Origin of the sequence: Pseudarthrobacter humi (assembly GCF_024294965.1) — a bacterium.
Classification (GTDB): domain Bacteria; phylum Actinomycetota; class Actinomycetes; order Actinomycetales; family Micrococcaceae; genus Arthrobacter; species Arthrobacter humi.
This window is the reverse complement of sequence record NZ_JANCLV010000010.1, coordinates 127,853-144,876: the sequence shown is the minus strand read 5'-3', so window position 1 is coordinate 144,876 and position 17,024 is coordinate 127,853. Positions and strand designations below refer to the sequence as shown.

At 66.5% G+C, this 17,024-nt stretch carries 13 protein-coding genes; 9 read left to right on the top strand and 4 right to left on the bottom strand.

Annotated features, from left to right (window positions below; genetic code table 11):
• Window positions 1–292: 292 nt before the first annotated feature.
• Window positions 293–1,684: an MFS transporter gene (locus NFC73_RS14945; protein ID WP_254751417.1), complete on the bottom strand. Its 1,392-nt coding sequence runs from the start codon at window positions 1,682–1,684 to the stop codon at window positions 293–295.
• Window positions 1,685–1,935: 251 nt separating this feature from the next.
• Here NFC73_RS14945 and NFC73_RS14940 point away from each other — a divergent pair, with 251 nt between their 5' ends.
• Genes NFC73_RS14940 through NFC73_RS14930 form a run of 3 tightly spaced genes read left to right on the top strand, consistent with a single transcriptional unit; the run spans window position 1,936 to window position 5,115 of the window.
• Window positions 1,936–2,604 carry a response regulator transcription factor gene (locus NFC73_RS14940; RefSeq protein WP_254751415.1) on the top strand — a complete coding sequence of 223 codons (669 nt, stop codon included), beginning with the start codon at window positions 1,936–1,938 and terminating at the stop codon, window positions 2,602–2,604.
• Window positions 2,601–4,070 (top strand): sensor histidine kinase, encoded by a 1,470-nt coding sequence (locus NFC73_RS14935; protein WP_254751413.1) that lies wholly within the window; start codon window positions 2,601–2,603, stop codon window positions 4,068–4,070. The genes NFC73_RS14940 and NFC73_RS14935 overlap by 4 nt, the downstream gene beginning before the upstream one ends.
• 1 nt (window position 4,071) lies before the next feature.
• Window positions 4,072–5,115, top strand: coding sequence for a TAXI family TRAP transporter solute-binding subunit (locus NFC73_RS14930; protein WP_256548978.1), 1,044 nt, complete (start codon window positions 4,072–4,074; stop codon window positions 5,113–5,115).
• A gap of 113 nt (window positions 5,116–5,228) precedes the next feature.
• Here NFC73_RS14930 and NFC73_RS14925 read toward each other — a convergent pair whose 3' ends face one another.
• Complete coding sequence (locus NFC73_RS14925; RefSeq protein WP_254751409.1) at window positions 5,229–6,743, bottom strand: helix-turn-helix domain-containing protein; 1,515 nt, start codon at window positions 6,741–6,743, stop codon at window positions 5,229–5,231.
• A 154-nt stretch (window positions 6,744–6,897) separates the two neighbouring features.
• Here NFC73_RS14925 and aceA point away from each other — a divergent pair, with 154 nt between their 5' ends.
• Both aceA and aceB read left to right on the top strand, forming a co-directional pair.
• A complete protein-coding gene (gene aceA / locus NFC73_RS14920; RefSeq protein WP_254751407.1) occupies window positions 6,898–8,214 on the top strand; it encodes an isocitrate lyase in 1,317 nt (438 codons plus the stop codon).
• A gap of 92 nt (window positions 8,215–8,306) precedes the next feature.
• On the top strand, window positions 8,307–9,959 hold the full coding sequence (aceB, locus tag NFC73_RS14915) for a malate synthase A (protein ID WP_254751406.1): 1,653 nt from the start codon (window positions 8,307–8,309) through the stop codon (window positions 9,957–9,959).
• Between the two features lie 266 nt (window positions 9,960–10,225).
• Here aceB and NFC73_RS14910 read toward each other — a convergent pair whose 3' ends face one another.
• Window positions 10,226–11,422 (bottom strand): MFS transporter, encoded by a 1,197-nt coding sequence (locus NFC73_RS14910; RefSeq protein WP_254751404.1) that lies wholly within the window; start codon window positions 11,420–11,422, stop codon window positions 10,226–10,228.
• Window positions 11,423–11,590: 168 nt separating this feature from the next.
• Between NFC73_RS14910 and NFC73_RS14905 the strand changes: the two genes are divergently transcribed.
• Entirely contained in the window at window positions 11,591–12,553 is a 963-nt protein-coding gene (locus tag NFC73_RS14905) for a D-2-hydroxyacid dehydrogenase family protein (RefSeq protein WP_254751403.1), read from the top strand.
• 15 nt (window positions 12,554–12,568) lie between these two features.
• On the opposite strand, the gene NFC73_RS14900 is transcribed toward NFC73_RS14905, so the two are convergent.
• Window positions 12,569–13,780, bottom strand: coding sequence for an ROK family transcriptional regulator (locus tag NFC73_RS14900; protein ID WP_254751402.1), 1,212 nt, complete (start codon window positions 13,778–13,780; stop codon window positions 12,569–12,571).
• A 174-nt stretch (window positions 13,781–13,954) separates the two neighbouring features.
• Here NFC73_RS14900 and NFC73_RS14895 point away from each other — a divergent pair, with 174 nt between their 5' ends.
• Genes NFC73_RS14895 through NFC73_RS14885 form a run of 3 tightly spaced genes read left to right on the top strand, consistent with a single transcriptional unit; the run spans window position 13,955 to window position 17,024 of the window.
• Complete coding sequence (locus tag NFC73_RS14895; RefSeq protein WP_254751401.1) at window positions 13,955–14,719, top strand: sugar phosphate isomerase/epimerase family protein; 765 nt, start codon at window positions 13,955–13,957, stop codon at window positions 14,717–14,719.
• Entirely contained in the window at window positions 14,716–15,837 is a 1,122-nt protein-coding gene (locus NFC73_RS14890) for a Gfo/Idh/MocA family protein (RefSeq protein ID WP_254751400.1), read from the top strand. The genes NFC73_RS14895 and NFC73_RS14890 overlap by 4 nt, the downstream gene beginning before the upstream one ends.
• 11 nt (window positions 15,838–15,848) lie before the next feature.
• Window positions 15,849–17,024, top strand: a complete 1,176-nt coding sequence (locus NFC73_RS14885; RefSeq protein WP_254751437.1) for a Gfo/Idh/MocA family protein — start codon at window positions 15,849–15,851, stop codon at window positions 17,022–17,024.

Sequence of the window (17,024 nt, the reverse complement as noted above, 5' to 3'; positions counted from 1 at the left end):
GACCGGGGTCGACCGGAACACACTCTTCAGTCTGCTCCGGCAGCCCAGACACCGCAAAGGTTCCCCACAGCAGTACATTTTCGGCCCCCACGGCGGAGCGAAGCGCCCCTGAGAAACTCACTTACCGCAAGAAAACCCGGGACGCTCTCTCACTTTCCTCAAGAAAGTGAGAGAGCGTCCCGGGATTTGCCGCATTATCTGGGAGAGCGTCCGGGGTGCGGGGGCGGCGCGGTGGGCGTACGACGGCGGGTGGCCACGCGCCGTCGTACGTCCCCCGGAGCTGCCCACAGCGCTAGGCGTTGATGAGGTCCTTGTCCTTGTCGTCGTCCTTGGCCGGGCGGTTCCAGGCGTCGCCCTGTTCGCGGTCCAGGTGGGTGGTCTTCTTGTTCTTCAGGGCGAAGATGTAGACCAGCAGCGAAAGAGCGATGGCAACCGTGACGTAGGTGAAGAACAGATCCACTCGCTCGGCCTTCTGGAACGCCGCACCAAGCAGCGGGACGGTGCCGCCGAAGAGCGAGTTGGCGATCGCGTATCCCAGGCCGACGCCGAGGGCGCGGATGGAGGCCGGGAACAGCTCGGCCTTCACGAGGGCGTTGATCGAGGTGTAGCCGCCGACGATCAGCAGGCCGCCCAGCATCAGCAGGAATGCCGTGAACGGGTCCTTGGTGTTGGAGAGCGTGGAGAGCAGCGGCCAGGTGAACAACACACCCGTGATGCCGAACCAAAGCAGCAGCGGCCGGCGCCCGACCTTGTCCGAAATGATCCCGTAGACCGGCTGGAGCAGCATGAAGATGAACAGCGCCCAGAAGTTGATCACGGAGGTGTCGGTCTTGGCGATCCCGGAGGTATCGTTCATGAACTTCAGGATGAAGTTGGTGTACGTGTAGAACGCCACGGTGCCGCCGAGGGTGACGCCGATGCAGATCAGCAGCGGCTTCCAGTGCTGGGTAAACAGCAACTTCATGGTGCCGGGTTGGGCTTCGCCGTCCGCGACGGGCCTCTTGGCGGCCTCGACCTGCTCGGCGGAGACGGTTTCCTCCATGGAACGCCGCAGCCACAGGACCACGAGCGCGGCGACGCCGCCGATCGCGAACGGGATGCGCCAGCCCCACTCGGTCAGATCGCCCTTGGGCATGACATTCTGCAGGATGACCAGAACCAGCAGGGCCAGCATCTGGCCGCCGATCAGAGTCACGTACTGGAAGCTGGAGAAGAAGCCGCGGCGTTTGGACGTGGCGGCCTCGGACATGTAGGTGGCGCTGGTCCCGTATTCGCCGCCCACGGAGAAGCCCTGGACCAGCCGTACAAGGATCAGCAGAATCAGCGCCCAGACGCCTATCTGCTGAGTCGTCGGCAGGATGGCGATAGCGAAGGAACCCGCGGACATGATCGTCACGCTAAGCGTCAGGGCCGCCTTGCGGCCCCTTCGGTCGGCATAACGGCCGAAGAACCAGGCGCCCACAGGGCGCATCAGGAACGACGTCGAGAAGACGGCCATCGCCTCAAGCCCGGCCTGCAGGTCGTCTTGGGAATTGAAGAAGTGCGACTGGAAGTACGCCGCGAAGACTGTGTAAACGTAGAGGTCGTACCACTCCACGAGGTTGCCCGCTGAACCCTTCAGGATGTTGCTCACGGCCCGGCGGGTCTGTGCTGCCTCGCTCTGGACCGCGTGCTGGGCGCTCATCGCTGAACCTTCCCGGGCTGCGGCGCTGTTCTTACTGTGTTGCTGTCCATGGCTACGTTGCCCATGGTTCCTCCTCGACGTTGACGGGCCCCCCTCAAACGCCGAGGGCCTCATCCAAGTTATGCGTGATGCAAGGCACATCCAACGTGGGAGGGCATTTCCTAACACTTCCTTAGGTTTCGGCGGGAGACGGGGTAATCTCCAAAGCGGGCAGTTTGCGTTGCCCGCTCAGCGAATAAGGGAACCAGGCCATGGAGTTGCTCATCGTCGAGGACGACGACGCCATGGCGTCCGCCCTCGCCGCCGCCGTCGCGACCGCGGGGCACAACCCCACGCGGGTTGCCCGCGGAGCAGACGCCCTGCTGGTCCACCGGAAGTTCGAAGTGATCCTGCTGGACCTGGGCCTTCCCGATATGGATGGCCTGGAGTTACTGCGGAAACTGCGCCAGGTCACGCCGGTGCCCATCCTGATTCTCACCGCGCGCGACGACGAACGCAGCGTGGTGCTCGGCCTGCGGTCCGGAGCGGACGACTACCTCGTCAAGCCTGTGAAGCTCGTGGAACTTCTTGCCCGGATCGAAGCCGTCACGCGGCGGGCCGGCAGGTATAGCAGTACGCGGCAGCAGAGTGTGGTGCTGGGTGATCTTGAGATCGACCTCGAGCGGCGCGTGGCGGCCCTCCGTTCCCAGGTGCTCCCGCTGACGGCCACCGAGTTTGACCTGCTGGCGCTGCTGGCCAGCCACTCGGGTTCGGTGGTCACCCGCGAACAGATCCTGGACGCGCTGTGGGGCGACGCCTTCGTGGCTTCGTCCCGGTCACTTGACGTGCACCTGACGGGGCTGCGGGCGAAGCTCCAGTTGCCGGGCTTCATCATCAACGTCCGCGGCGTCGGCTACCGGGTCGAGGCGGACCCGGCGTGAAACTGCGCGTCCTGGGCATCCTGAGTGTCCTGGCGGTACTTATCGTCATCATCACGTCCAACGTGATCCTGACCTCGGCCGGCCGGGAACTGACGCAGGAACTCCAGATCAACCGGGCCGCGTCGCTCAACCGCCTGGCACAGGTGGCGTTCGACGCAGCTTCCGCCGGCGAAACCGCTCAACTGCAGACGGAGATGGACCGGTATTCCGAACTCTACGGCGAAGGAGTCCTGATCCGCCTCCAGCAGGGAACCCTGCGCTCCGGCGGCCTGAGCGAGGACCGGCCCGACGTCCGGGACGCCGTGGCCAGGGCGAACCTGAACCTCAGCGACACCACGCTCAGCCCGGTGCAGCCGTTCGGGCCTTCCTCCGAGGTGATCTCCCGCTCCTTCGGCAGCGCGAGCCAGGTCCTGGGCGAGTCCGTCCTCGAGGTGAATCTGGACACGGCCCGGCAGAAACTGCGCGAACGGTGGCTGATCGTGGCTTTGGCGGCGGCGGTCCTGGCCGCGGTGCTCCTGCTTGGTGCGGCCCGCGTAACCGAGTGGGTGCTGCGCCCCGTACATCGGCTGAACGCCGCCGTCACGGAGCTTGAGGCAACAGGCCGGACCGGCCAGCTTCCCGAGGCCGGGCCGCCGGAACTTCGACAACTGAGCCGTTCATTCACCACCATGGCGCAGACCGTCAGCCACAGCCTCGACTCCCAGCGGCAACTGATAGCTGACACGTCTCACGAACTGCGCAATCCCGTGGGGGCGCTGCGGCTCAGGATCGATTTGCTGCAGCTGGAGCTGAAGACCGCACGGGAGCACGACGCCGCCGCAGGGGTGCTGGCCGAGCTCGAACGCGTGGAGGAGATCCTGGACGGCGTTTTGCGGCTGGCGTCCGCCGAGCACCGGGCCTCTGAGGACTCTGCCCGGGGCCCGCTGGGAACCCCGTCGCCCGCGGCACAGGCGCCGCTTGATCCGTACCCGGTCCTGCAGGAAGAGGCCGAACGGGCGGGACCCGCCGCCCAGCGCGGCGGAGCATCCATCCTGCTGGCAGATCCGCCGGCCCCCACCGTGCACATCGCGTGCAGCGCCGCAGAGCTGGCCCAGATGGTCGGCGAACTTCTGAACAACGCCATCAAGTACGCTCCCGGCGCCCACATCTCGGTCGCTGCCTGCGAGCGCCAAGGCACGGTGGCCATCGAAGTGTCCGACGACGGCCCCGGGCTTTCCGCCGACGAACGGGCAGCGGCCACCAGCCGCTTCTGGCGGTCCCCGTCGCACCGGAGCATCCGCGGCACCGGGCTGGGCATGACCATCGTGGACAAGCTGGCAGCGGCCAACGGTGGCCGGCTGGTGCTTGCCGGGGCCTCACCGCATGGCCTGATCGCGCGCCTCGAGTTTCCTCGCGCCGCAGACGTGCCAGGGCTTTTTGCCGGGCTGGAGCAGGCCGGGCCGGAGCAGGCGGCTCCGCGTGGCTGACATGTTCGGGGGGCGCCTGACCGGAGCACGGGCCCTGCCCACGAGTCCCCAGCGTTCCACGCTCCCCCCTGATCCCCCGCGGCGGACCGTCCTCAAAGCCGGACTCGCGGCCGGGTTGTCCGGGCTGCTGCTGCCGGGCCTGGGTGCGTGCACGCCGACGGACCGCCCGGGCACCGTGACCGTGGCCGGGGGCGAGCCTGGAGGCTTCTACCTCGAGTTCGCCGAACTGCTGGCGGCGTCCCTCCAGCGTCACGGTGTTGCCGGCCAAGCCACGGCGCTGACTACCGGCGGCAGCCTGGACAACCTCGAACTTCTGCTGACCGGCAAAGCCACGTTCGCCGTCGCGCTCGCGGATTCGGCTGCCCGAAGCACAGCGGCGGGTGAGCCGCCCGCCGTCGGACTCTCCGCCGTCGGAAAGGTATACGAGAACTACGTCCACTGCGTCATCCGGCACAACAGCGAAATCCGGGACATTAGCGGGCTTGCCGGCCGGACCGTGGCTGTCGGCGAGCCCGGCTCAGGGACGTCGCTGACCACTCCGCGGCTGCTCGCGGCTGCCGGGCTGAGCACCACTGCGGGCACCGCCGGCGGCGTCACGGTGCTGAGCCTCGGTCTCAATGAGGGCCTCGCGGCACTCCGGGACGGAACGGTGGACGCGTTGTTCTGGTCAGGCGGCGTGCCTACCGCGGCCATTGCCGCCGCGAACGACGACGTCGGGCTGGGTTTCCTGGATCTGTCGCCGCTGCTGCCGGCACTGCGGGCGAAATACGGCGTCTTCTACGACCGGGTGCTGATCCCGGCGGGCGCCTACGCGGGCATTCCGGCTGTTTGGACCGTGGGCGTAGCGAACCTGCTGCTGTGCCGGAGCGATCTTGACGACCAAACCGTCAAGCGGACCGTCGAACTGCTGGTGGGGCACGCCGAGGAGCTCATCCCGCGCTCCAGCCTCAGCGTGCAGTTCCTGAGCCCCGAATCCTTGATCAACACTGCCGGTTTGCCCCTGCACCCCGGCGCCGTAGCGGCGTACCGGGAGCTCCACGGGTAAGGAGACGCTCTATCAGTTGTTGCAGCAAATTCCCCGATGCTCTCTCACTTTCCCCAAGAAAGTGAGAGAGCATCCTGGGAAAAACCCGCGTTGGTGAGAGAGCGTCCTGCGGGTCAGCTCCCCGAGTGCGCAGCCAGGAAGCTGTAAACCTCGGTCTCGTCCACGCCGGGGAACGCGCCTGGCGGCATCGCGGCCAGCAGGTGGGTGTTGGCGCGAGCCGCCGGCCAGGCGTTTCCGGCCCATTCGGAGGCCAGTGCTGCCGGGGGCCGCTTGCAGCAGTTCGGGTCGGGGCATGTGGACTTTTCGCGCGCCGTGGTTTCCCGGCCGCGGAACCATTTCACGTGCTGGTACGGCACCCCGATGCTCAGGGAGAACTCGCCGCTGGCCGATCCCTCCGTCCGGGCCGTGCACCAATACGTGCCGGACGGAGTATCCGTGTACTGGCTGTACGCGCTGAACTTGTCCGGCACATCAAACACCGCCCGCGAGGTCCAGGCCTTGCACGACGGCTGGCCCTCGATGGCGCCGGTGTGGTCCATCGGGAAGGTCACGCCGTCGTTCTCGTAGGCCTTGTAGATGATGCCGCTCTTGTGGGTCTTCTGGAAGTGGGTGGTGATGCCCAGGTGCTTCGTGGCCAGGTTGGTGAAGCGGTGCGCGGCGGTCTCGTAGGACACGGCAAAGGCGTCACGGATGTCCTCCACGGCGATTTCCTTGGCGGCCTTGGCCTTCTGCAGGAAGTCCACGGTGGCCTGCTCGGGCAGCAGGAGCGCGGCGGCGAAGTAGTTCGTGGCCACCCGCTGGCCGAGGAAGTCGCCGTAGTTTTTCGGCGTCTCGTGCCCCAGGACGTAGTGCCCCAGCGCCTGCAACAGCACCGAGCGGGGGTCGTGGTCCTGCCGCTGGCTCTGCGTCAGGTAAATTCTGTGATTCTTCAAATCCGTCACTGAACGGGTGGAATGCGGCAGGTCGCTCACGTGATGGAGGGTGAATCCGAGCTTCTCGGCGATGTCGGCGATGACGTGCTGGCTCAGCGGCCCGGCCGTGTAACCCACCAGTCCAAGGACCTTCTGGGCTTCGGCCTCATACTCCGGGAAGTAGTTGCCGCGCTCACGCATCATGGCACGCAGCTCACCGTTCGCGCGGCGGGCTTCCTCCGGCGTCGCCACCTGCTCGTTGAGCTTGCGTTCGAGCTCGTGCAGCAGCCCCACCTGCGCCTCCAACACATCAACCGGAAGCCGCGAGCTGATGCGGATTTTGGGCAGATTAAGGGACTCGTACAGGGGCCCTCGCTGGTAGCGTTCCAGCTCAATTTCCAAGGCCGCCCGCCGGCTCGGCGGCTCGGCGCCCAGCAGCTGGTCGATGCTCACATTGAGCGCGGCGGCCAGCCCCTGCAGCAGGGAAAGCTTGGGCTCCCGTTTGCCGTTTTCGATCAGGCTCAACTGGCTGGGGGCGGTCCCGACGGCGGCGCCCAGGTCATCGAGTGTGTACCCGGCCTGCTTGCGCAGATGCCGCACGCGGCGGCCCAGGCTGATGACGTCCAGTTCCGGGGAGGCGGCGGACGACGGCGGTAGGGCGACTTCGCGGTTCCAGCTTCCAGGCGTCATTTCTTGAGGATACGCGAAGAAGTGCATTTCTTTCCACGGTTTTCCCCTAGAGAAGTGTTGTGAAGTGCTGAAAAGTAGTGATCACGGAAAGAAACACCGCACCGGGGTAGTCGGCCGGAGCTGCAAGGAAGCAGCTCCGGCCGGCGGATTAAGCACCCGGAGCTCAATCAAGGAGACAACGATGACTGCAGCATTTGAGCCCACCCAGCAGACGCCCGAACAGCAGGCCGCCGCCCTGGAGCTCGAGTGGGCCGCCAACCCCCGCTGGGAAGGTGTGACCCGTGATTACAAGGCCTCGGACGTCGTCAAGCTCCGCGGCCGGGTCTCCGAAGAGCACACGCTGGCCCGCCGCGGATCCGAGAAGCTGTGGAAGCAGCTCACCGAAGAGCACAAGACCGGCGGATACACCAACGCCCTGGGCGCCCTGACCGGCAACCAGGCCGTGCAGCAGGTCAAAGCCGGCCTCCGCGCCATCTACCTCTCGGGCTGGCAGGTCGCCGCCGACGCCAACAACTCCGGCCACACCTACCCGGACCAGTCCCTCTATCCGGCCAACTCGGTTCCCACCGTGGTCCGCCGCATCAACAACGCCCTCCTCCGGGCCGACCAGATCGAATTCTCCGAAGGCATCCAGACCGTTGAGGACTGGATGGTGCCGATCGTTGCCGACGCCGAGGCCGGCTTCGGCGGCCCGCTGAACGCCTACGAGCTCATGAAATCCATGATCCAGGCCGGCGCGGCAGGCGTGCACTGGGAAGACCAGCTCGCCTCGGAGAAGAAGTGCGGCCACCTCGGCGGCAAGGTGCTCATCCCCACCCAGCAGCACGTCCGGACCCTGAACGCGGCCCGTCTGGCCGCCGACGTCGCCGGCACCCCGTCCGTGGTCATCGCCCGCACCGACGCCGAGGCAGCCACGCTGATCACCTCCGACGTCGATCCCCGCGACCAGGAATTCGTCACCGGCGAACGCACCCCGGAAGGCTTCTACAAGGTCCGCAACGGCATCGAACCCTGCATCGCCCGCGCCAAGGCCTACGCCCCGTACTCCGACCTCATCTGGATGGAGACGGGCACCCCGGACCTGGAGCTGGCCAGGAAGTTCGCCGAATCCGTCAAGGCCGATTTCCCGGACCAGATGCTCTCCTACAACTGCTCGCCCTCGTTCAACTGGCGCAAGCACCTGGACGACGCCACCATCGCCAAGTTCCAGCGTGAACTCGGCGCCATGGGCTTCACGTTCCAGTTCATCACCCTGGCCGGCTTCCACGCCCTGAACTACTCGATGTTCGATCTCGCCCACGGGTACGCCCGTGAAGGCATGAGCGCCTACGTCGAGCTGCAGGAGAAGGAATTCGCCTCCGAATCCCGCGGCTACACCGCGACCAAGCACCAGCGCGAAGTCGGCACCGGCTACTTCGACGACATCGCAACTGCGCTCAACCCGAACGCATCAACCCTGGCACTGGTGGGATCCACCGAAGAAGGCCAGTTCCACTAAATTTTCCCCAAGTAAGTAGCACTAGGTGTCGTTTTGGAGGCTCAAAACGACACCTACTGCTACCCAGTTGGGCCCTGCACCAGGAGACAGAAATGAACACCTTCACAGACAGCTTCACCATCAACGGGATCACTTTGACCGCGCAGCCTATTTGCCGGCAGGACGAGGTTCTTACTCCGGATGCACTGGAGTTTGTCGCCAAGCTGCACCGGGCCACGGCTGAGCGCCGGCAGGAACTGCTGCAGGCACGCCGGATCCGCCGGGCGGACATCGCCGCCGGCCAGGACCCCAGGTTCCTCCGCGAAACCGAGGACATCCGCAACGACCCGTCGTGGCGCGTCGCTCCCCCGGCCCCGGGCCTGGAAGACCGACGCGTGGAGATCACCGGACCGGTGGACAAGAAGATGACCATCAATGCGCTGAACTCCGGCGCGAAGGTGTGGCTCGCTGACATGGAGGACTCCTCCACCCCCACCTGGCGGAACGTCATCAAGGGCCAGCTGAACCTCACGGACGCCCTGGAACGCCGCATCGACTTCACCTCCCCCGAGGGCAAGGAATACAAGCTCCGCCCCGCCGGCGAACTGCCCACCATCGTGGTGCGCCCCCGCGGCTGGCACCTGCCCGAGAAGCACATGATCATCGACGGCGCCCCCGTGGCCGGCGGGATCGTGGACTTCGGCCTGTACTTCTTCCACAACGCCCGGCGCCTCCTGGCCCAGGGCAAGGGACCGTACTTCTACCTGCCCAAGATCGAGAACCACCTCGAGGCACGGCTGTGGAATGACATCTTCATCCTCGCCCAGGACCTGCTGGGCATCCCGCAGGGCACCATCCGCGCCACCGTGCTGATCGAGACCATCACCGCGGCGTTCGAAATGGAGGAGATCCTCTACGAACTGCGGGATCACGCGTCGGGCCTGAACGCCGGTCGCTGGGACTACATCTTCTCCCTGATCAAGAACTTCCGTACCCGCGGCCCCCGGTTCGTCCTGCCGGACCGCGCCCAGGTGACCATGACGCAGCCGTTCATGCGCGCCTACACCGAACAGCTGGTCCGTGCCTGCCACAAGCGCGGCGCCATGGCCATCGGCGGTATGGCCGCCGCCGTCCCCAACCGCAAGGACGAAGCCGCCAACACCAACGCGTTCGAGAAGGTGCGTGCCGACAAGACCCGCGAGGCCAACGACGGCTTCGACGGCTCCTGGGTGGCCCACCCGGACCTCGTCCCGGTGTGCCGCGAAGTGTTCGACGCCGCCCTCGGCGAACGCCCCAACCAGCTGGACCGCACCCGCGAGGACGTCATCCCCGACGACCGCGCCCTCATCAACGTGGCCGCCACCGAAGGCACCATCACCGAGCAGGGCATCCGGAACAACATCGAGGTAGGCATCCGCTACATCGAGTCCTGGCTCCGCGGGAACGGCGCCGTCGCCATCCACAACCTCATGGAGGACGCCGCCACCGCGGAAATCTCCCGCTCCCAGATCTGGCAGTGGATGTTCGCGTCCGCCATCACCGACCGCGGCGAAATCATCACCCACCAGTGGATCGAGGAGCTGCTCGACGAGGAGTTCGCCCGCCTGGAACGCTTCGACGGCGACCGCTTCGAAGACTCCCGCGACATCTTCGAGGAAGTCACGCTCAGCCAGGACTTCCCGTCCTTCCTGACCCTCCCCGCCTACGCCCGCTACCTCACCGAGGCCCGCGAAAAGGCAACCAAGGAGGAGCTCGCCGCGGCCTAGGCCGCAGCAGGCTCACTGAGTAGATTTCCGTCCGCCGGGCAGGCACCGCCTTCGCAACAGGCACCCCCGAGATCCGGGGAGCCGGCCCGGCGACGGAACACCCCGTGAGACACCGCCGACGCTCTCTCACGAAATGCAGGAAAACCCGCGACGCTCTCTCACTATCCTCAAGATAGTGAGAGAGCGTCGGTCGTTAAGCCGCGTTAAGTGAGAGAGCGTCGGTAAGTCATGCGGGCGAAGGAAAGAACGTACGACGGCGGGACGCGTCAGCGTCCTTTCGGCACCAGCCGCACGGCCAGGGTTGTGCAGACGAAGAACATCAGCACCGAGCCCAGGATCACCAGCAGCGCCGGGGTCCAGGAACCCGAGGCGTCGTGCACAAACCCCACCAGCGGCGGGGCCACCGCACCGAAGCAGTAACCGAGCCCCTGGACCGTGGCGGACATCCGGCCCGCGGACACCTGGTCCCGGGCCAGTTTGATGATGGCGATGAAGATCAGCGTGATCCCGCCGCCCTGCGCGATGCCGCCGAACGTGGACCACAGCCACCACAGTTCCGGCGCCAGCAGCAGCCCGGCCGGCACGGCCGTCCACAGCACACCAATGGTGACTGCCGTCGTCGTCGTACTGAAATATTTGGCCGCGAACGGCACTCCCAAGCCGCCAACGATGGCGAAGATCTGGAACAGCGATGAGCCTGCCCCGGCGGCTGAGGCGGACATGCCAAGTTCGTCGTTGAGGTAGCTCGGCAGCCATGCCGTCACCGCATAGTAGGAAAACGCTTGCCCGGCGAAGCCTGCGGTGAGCCCGGCGGTAATCCAGCCGGAACCCTTGACGGCCGGGTGTTCCTGCCCGCCGGCCACCACAGTGCCGGAGGGCACAAACGCGGTGCGGGCGCCCACGGCGAGGGTCCAGAAAACGATGGCAATCACGGCCAGGATGCCCACAGCGGCCAGGGCCACCCGCCAACCGGCCAGCTCGGCCAGGGGCGCCGTGACCATCGATGTCAGGAATGATCCGATGTTCAGGGCCGCCGTGTAGACACCCATAGCTGTACCCTGGCGCATCGGGGAGAAGTCGCGGCGGATAATCAACGGCACCGCGATATTGCCCACCGTGATGGCCAGGCCGATCATCACCGTGCCCACCACCACCGGTCCCGGGCCGCCAGCCGAGCGCACAATCACGCCTGCCAGGACGCCGAGGATGGTCAGCGTAACGGCGAACTCCGCGCCGAGTTTCCTCGTGGTCAGAGACGCCAGCGACGCGGCGAGCGCGAAGCACAGCACCGGGATGCTCGTCAGCAGGCCCAATATCACCGGGGTAAATCCGAGGTCGGCCTGCATCAGGTCAACCACCGGGGCAACGGCAACGAAGGGCCCACGCAGGTTCAGCGCCAGCAGTCCGATACAGGCCAGGAGGATCCAGCCCTTGGGAACTTTGGCCAGGAACTGTCCGCTCACAAGGATTCCGCGGTGGCTAAATACGATTTCATCACTTCCATTGCTATCACGGCGTATTGCCCCGGACGCCACAGGCAACGTCATGGCGCCCTGGCATACGATGAAGCTCACACCGGCGGCCCCAACGTGCGGGTACTAAAGCCGCTTACCTCGGACGAAGGAACAGACATGCAACAACGGCTTGCCATCCTCGACGACTACCAGGGCGTGGCGCATGGTTTCGCCGACTGGGCCGCCCTGGAACAGGCCGGCGTTACAGCATCCGTCTACCGCGAACCCTTCCAGTCCGAGGACGCCCTGGCTGCAGCCCTCGCCAACTGCCAGATCGTCATAGCGATGCGTGAGCGGACCCCGTTTCCCCGCACCGTGCTGGAACGTCTCCCGGGGCTGAAGCTGCTGGTGACCACCGGCATGGCCAATGCATCCATCGACGTGGCCGCAGCAACCGAACTCGGCATCACCGTATGCGGCACGCCCGGGTCCCCCACGGCCGCGCCCGAACTGACCTGGGCTTTGCTGCTCGCGATCGCCCGAAACCTCCCGGCCGAGGAGAACTCGCTGCGCGCGGGCACGTGGCAGACCTCGGTGGGAATGGAGCTTTCCGGCAAGACCCTGGGCGTCGTCGGCCTGGGCAAGATCGGGCGGCGGATCGCGGCGTACGGGCAAGCTTTCGGCATGGAAGTGCTCGCCTGGAGCCAGAATCTCACCGATGAGGCCGCCGCCGAGGCAGGCGTTCAAAAGGTCAGCAAGGAGGAACTTTTCGAGAATTCCGACGTCGTGTCCCTCCACCTGCGGCTGTCTCCCCGTTCCGAGGACACCGTGGGTGAGCAGGAACTGCGGCTCCTGGGGCCGGAAGGCATCCTGGTGAACACCTCGCGGGGTCCGCTGGTGAACCAGGACTCCCTGGTGCGGGCTTTGAACGAGGGCTGGATCCGCGGCGCGGCCCTGGACGTTTTTGACCAGGAACCGCTTTCCGCGGGCCACCCGCTGCTCAGCGCCCCCAACACTGTGCTGTCCCCGCACCTCGGCTACGTGACGGCCGAGAGCTACCGGCAGTTCTACGGTGGCGCGTTCGAGGACGTCAAGGCCTGGCTGGAGGGAACGCCCGTCCGCGTGATCACGGCGGGGTGACTGCGGAAAAACCGCCTAACCGGCCGCCTGAAGCGTCGCCTCAATGGCTGCAGGGGACAACACGTACTGCGTGACCATCTGGCTCGCACCAAGAATCGCCGCCTGGTCCCCGGCCACGGACAGGGCGATCCGCAGGTGGCTGGTTGCCAGCGGCAAGGACCGCCGGTAGACCACTTCGCGGACGCCGGCCATCAGGTGTTCCCCGGCCTGGCCCAGGCTCCCGCCGATGACGATGACGGACGGGTTCAGCAGGTTGACCACGGTGGCCAGCACATCGCCCACATCCCGGCCGGCCTGGCGCAGGGCGTGGATGGCCTGCGGGTTGCCCTCGCCGACCAGCCGCAGCACATCACTGCCCTTGCGCGCCGGCACACCCTGCCGCGACAGTTCAGCGGCCAGGGCCGGTCCGGACGCCAGCGCCTCGAGGCAGCCGTAGTTGCCGCAGCGGCACAGCACGTCATCGCCGCGCGGCACGCGGACGTGGCCCAGATCGCCCGCCGTTCCGTTGGCGCCGCGCTGCAGTTCGCCGTTGCTGATGATCCCGGATCCGATGCCGGTGGCAACCTTGATGAACAGGAAATTCCCGTGGTCCGCCCAGTGCGCCGACCGCTCCCCCAGCGCCATGATGTTCACGTCGTTGTCCACCAGCACCGGCACTGGCAGCGAGCGCTGGACATAAGGGACGACGTCGAACCCGTCCCACCCCGGCATGATGGGCGGCTTGACGGGCTTTCCGGTGGCGTGCTCCACGGGCCCCGGCAGGCCGATTCCGATGCCGGCGAGATCGCGCGGGCCCCGTCCGGCCTGCTCAAGCAACGCCCGGCCCTCCTTGACCACCCGGCCGAGCACCGCCTCGGGGCCGGCCGCGACATCCTGGGCCAGCCGCCGCTCGGCCAGGACCCGGCCGCTGAGATCGGTAACGGCAACAATCACGTGGGTGGCGCCGACGTCGACGGCCAGGACGGCGCGTGCCGCCGGGTTGAAGGCAAAGCGCGACGGCGGCCTGCCCCCGCTGGAGTTCGCCTCACCGGCCGCGCCCACCAGGCCGGAGGAGATCAGGGCATCGATGCGCGCGGCGACAGTTGAACGCGCCAGTCCGGTGGTCAGGGCCAGCTCCGCCCGCGTCCGCGCCTGGCCGTCCCGGAGCAGCTGGAAGAGGTCGCCGGCGCGCGCCAGGCTCACGCCGTGGTCTGGGGCGGCGTGCTCTGTTCCGGGGCTAAGGCTCATGGATTATGAATAACACATGGAACTTCTGCCTGTCACGCGGAACAAACAATATCGGTTTTCGTGCAACTTTTGCTTGACGATCGGCAAAAGTCATTCTAGCTTTAGTGGCAGTGGCATCGCCCTCAGCACCGCAGCACCCAATCAACGTGGATTCGTCTGCAATCAGGAGAACCAATGAACTACTCGATCCAGCTCTACACACTCCGGGACCAGATCCAGGCGGACCTTCCCGGCACCATCCGCAAGGTCGCGGAGATCGGCTTCACGAAGGTTGAGCCGTACAACTTTGTCGCCACGGCCAAAGAGCTCGGGGCTGCGCTGAGGGAGAACGGCCTGACGGCGCCGTCCGGGCACGCACCGCTGCTGAGCCAGGACCAGGATGAGATCTTCGCCGCAGCGAAGGAACTCGGCATCAGCACCGTCATCGACCCCTTCATTCCGGCCGACCGCTGGCAGTCCGCCGAGGACATCCAGGCCACCGCCGCCGGCCTCAACGACGCAGCCAGGAAGGGCGCCGAATACGGCATCCGCGTGGGCTACCACAACCACCAGTGGGAGCTGGAGTCCACCATCGAGGGCCGCACCGCGCTGGAGTACTTCGCGGACCTCCTCGATCCCGAAGTTGTCCTCGAAGTGGACACCTACTGGGTTGCCGTGGGCGGCCAGGATCCTGTGGCGGTGCTGGAGCGGCTCGGCGACCGGGTGAAGTTCATCCACATCAAGGACGGACCGCTGAATACGGACACCAAAGCGCAGCAGCCTGCAGGCCAGGGCAAGGTCGCCGTGCTGGACGTCGTTGCCGCCGCCAGGTCCCTCGAGGTGGGCGTGGTGGAATTCGATGACTACGCCGGAGACATCTTCGAAGGCATCGCCGAGAGCCTCGCCTACCTCAATGCCGCACAGCGCACGGGCATGGGCACCGCCGGAGCACGCGCATGAGCCACGCAGCGTCGACCCGCCGCGGCCCCGTGGGCGTTGCCGTCATCGGCGCGGGCAACATTTCCAAGGAATACCTGGACAACCTCACCGTGTTCCCGGACCTGAAAGTCCTTGTCATCGCCGACCTCTTTGAAAAGGCCGCCGAGGCCCGGGCCAAGGAATACGGCATCCCGGAGTGGGGCGGCGTGGACGCGGCACTGAACCATCCCGACGTCGAAATCATCGTGAACCTGACCATCCCCGCGGCGCACGTTGAGGTGGCCACCGCCGCCGTCAATGCCGGCAAGCATGTCTGGACCGAGAAGCCCTTCTCCCTGGACCGCGCCTCCGGTCTCGGCCTGCTCAAAACCGCCGACGCCGCCGGGATCCGTCTCGGCTGCGCTCCGGACACCTTCCTCGGCGCCGGCCTGCAGACCGCACGCCGGCTGATCGAGCGCGGCGACATCGGCACCCCGCTGACGGCCATGACCACCTTCCAGACCCCCGGCCCGGAATCCTGGCACCCCAACCCGGCCTTCCTCTTCCAGACCGGCGCCGGGCCGCTCTTCGACATGGGCCCGTATTACCTCACCATGCTGGTCCAGACGTTCGGCTCCATCCGCAAGGTCGCCGCCGTCGGATCCAAGTCCAGGGACTTCCGCGTTATCGGCTCCGGACCCAAGGCCGGCGAGGAGTTCACCGTCGAGGTGCCCACGCACGTGAGCGCCATGGCCCAGTTCGAAAGCGGCGCGTCATCGCACAGCGTCTTCTCCTTTGAGTCCCCGCGCGTGAACATGGGCTTTGTGGAAATCACCGGCACCGAAGCCACCCTCTCGCTGCCGGACCCCAATAATTTCGACGGCGACATCAGGCTCTGGCGCGCTGGGGACGAGGACTGGACCACGGTTCCCGCAACCGGTCCCGCCAGCGGCCGCGGCATGGGCGTCCTGGACATGGCCCGCTCGCTCCGTGCGGGCGTCCCCCACCGGGCCACCGGCAACCTGGCCTACCACGTCGTGGACAGCATGGTCTCAATCACCGAATCCATGGATTCCGGCACGTTTGTTGACGTCGAAAGCTCCGCTCCGGTCTCGCCGGCCCTGCCCGAGGACTGGGCACCGGAAACCGCAACGCTCTAGGGGCAACGATGATGACCTCACCTGAATCAGCCACCAATCGCCCGCTCGGCGTCGCGATGATCGGCTACGCGTTTATGGGCAAGGCCCATTCCAATGCCTGGCGCAACGTGGCCAGCTTCTTCGACGTCCCGGCCTTCGAGCAGAAACTACTCGTGGGCCGGGACGCCGCCGGGGTGGAGGCAGCAGCTGCCAAATACGGCTGGGCCGAGACTGCGACCGACTGGCGGAGCGTCATGGACCGCGGTGACATCGACATCGTGGACATCTGCGCCCCGGGCTGGATGCACGCCGAGATCGCAATCGCCGCGCTTCAGGCGGGCAAGCATGTCCTGGTGGAGAAGCCGCTCGCGAACACCCTTGCCGAGGCAGAGGCCATGGCAGCGGCCGCCCAGGCAGCAAGGGCCCAGGGCGTCCAGTCGATGATCGGCTTCAATTACCGGCGGGTGCCCGCGCTGGCCCTGGCGAGGGAACTCATCGCGGACGGCCGGGTGGGAACTGTCCGGCACATCCGGGCCGCCTACCTGCAGGACTGGCTGGCGGACGAAACGGCGCCCATGAGCTGGCGGCTGAACAAGGAAACCGCCGGTTCCGGGGCGCTCGGGGATATCGCCTCCCATGCCATCGACCAGGTCCTGTTCCTGCTCGGAGACCGGGTCACCGAGGTTTCCGGCCGCCTGCACACCTTCACCACGCGCCGTCCCGGGGCGGCGGGCATGGAGGATGTAACGGTCGACGACGCCGCCTGGGCCACGCTGTCCCTCGCCTCCGGGGCCATCGCCTCAGTGGAGGTCTCCCGGGTCGCCACCGGCCGGAAAAACGCACTCTCGCTGGAGATCTACGGGGACAAGGGTTCCCTGCTGTTCGACCTGGAAAACCTCAACGAACTCCACTTCGTCGACGCCACGGCACCCGCCCGCGAGCAGGGCTTCCGCCGGATCCTGGTCGGGGAACCCGAGCATCCGTATCTTGAAGCCTGGTGGCCGCAGGGCCACATCATCGGCTGGGAGCACACGTTCACGCATGAGATCCGCGACTTCCTCACCGCCATCAGCACCGGAACCCCGCCGTCGCCGTCGTTCGAGGACGGCCTCGAAGTGCAGCGGATCCTGAACGCCATCGAAGAGTCCGCCGCCGCGAAAAGCTCCACCATCCTGCTGGCCCGCACCACCGCTTCTGAAGGAGCCTGA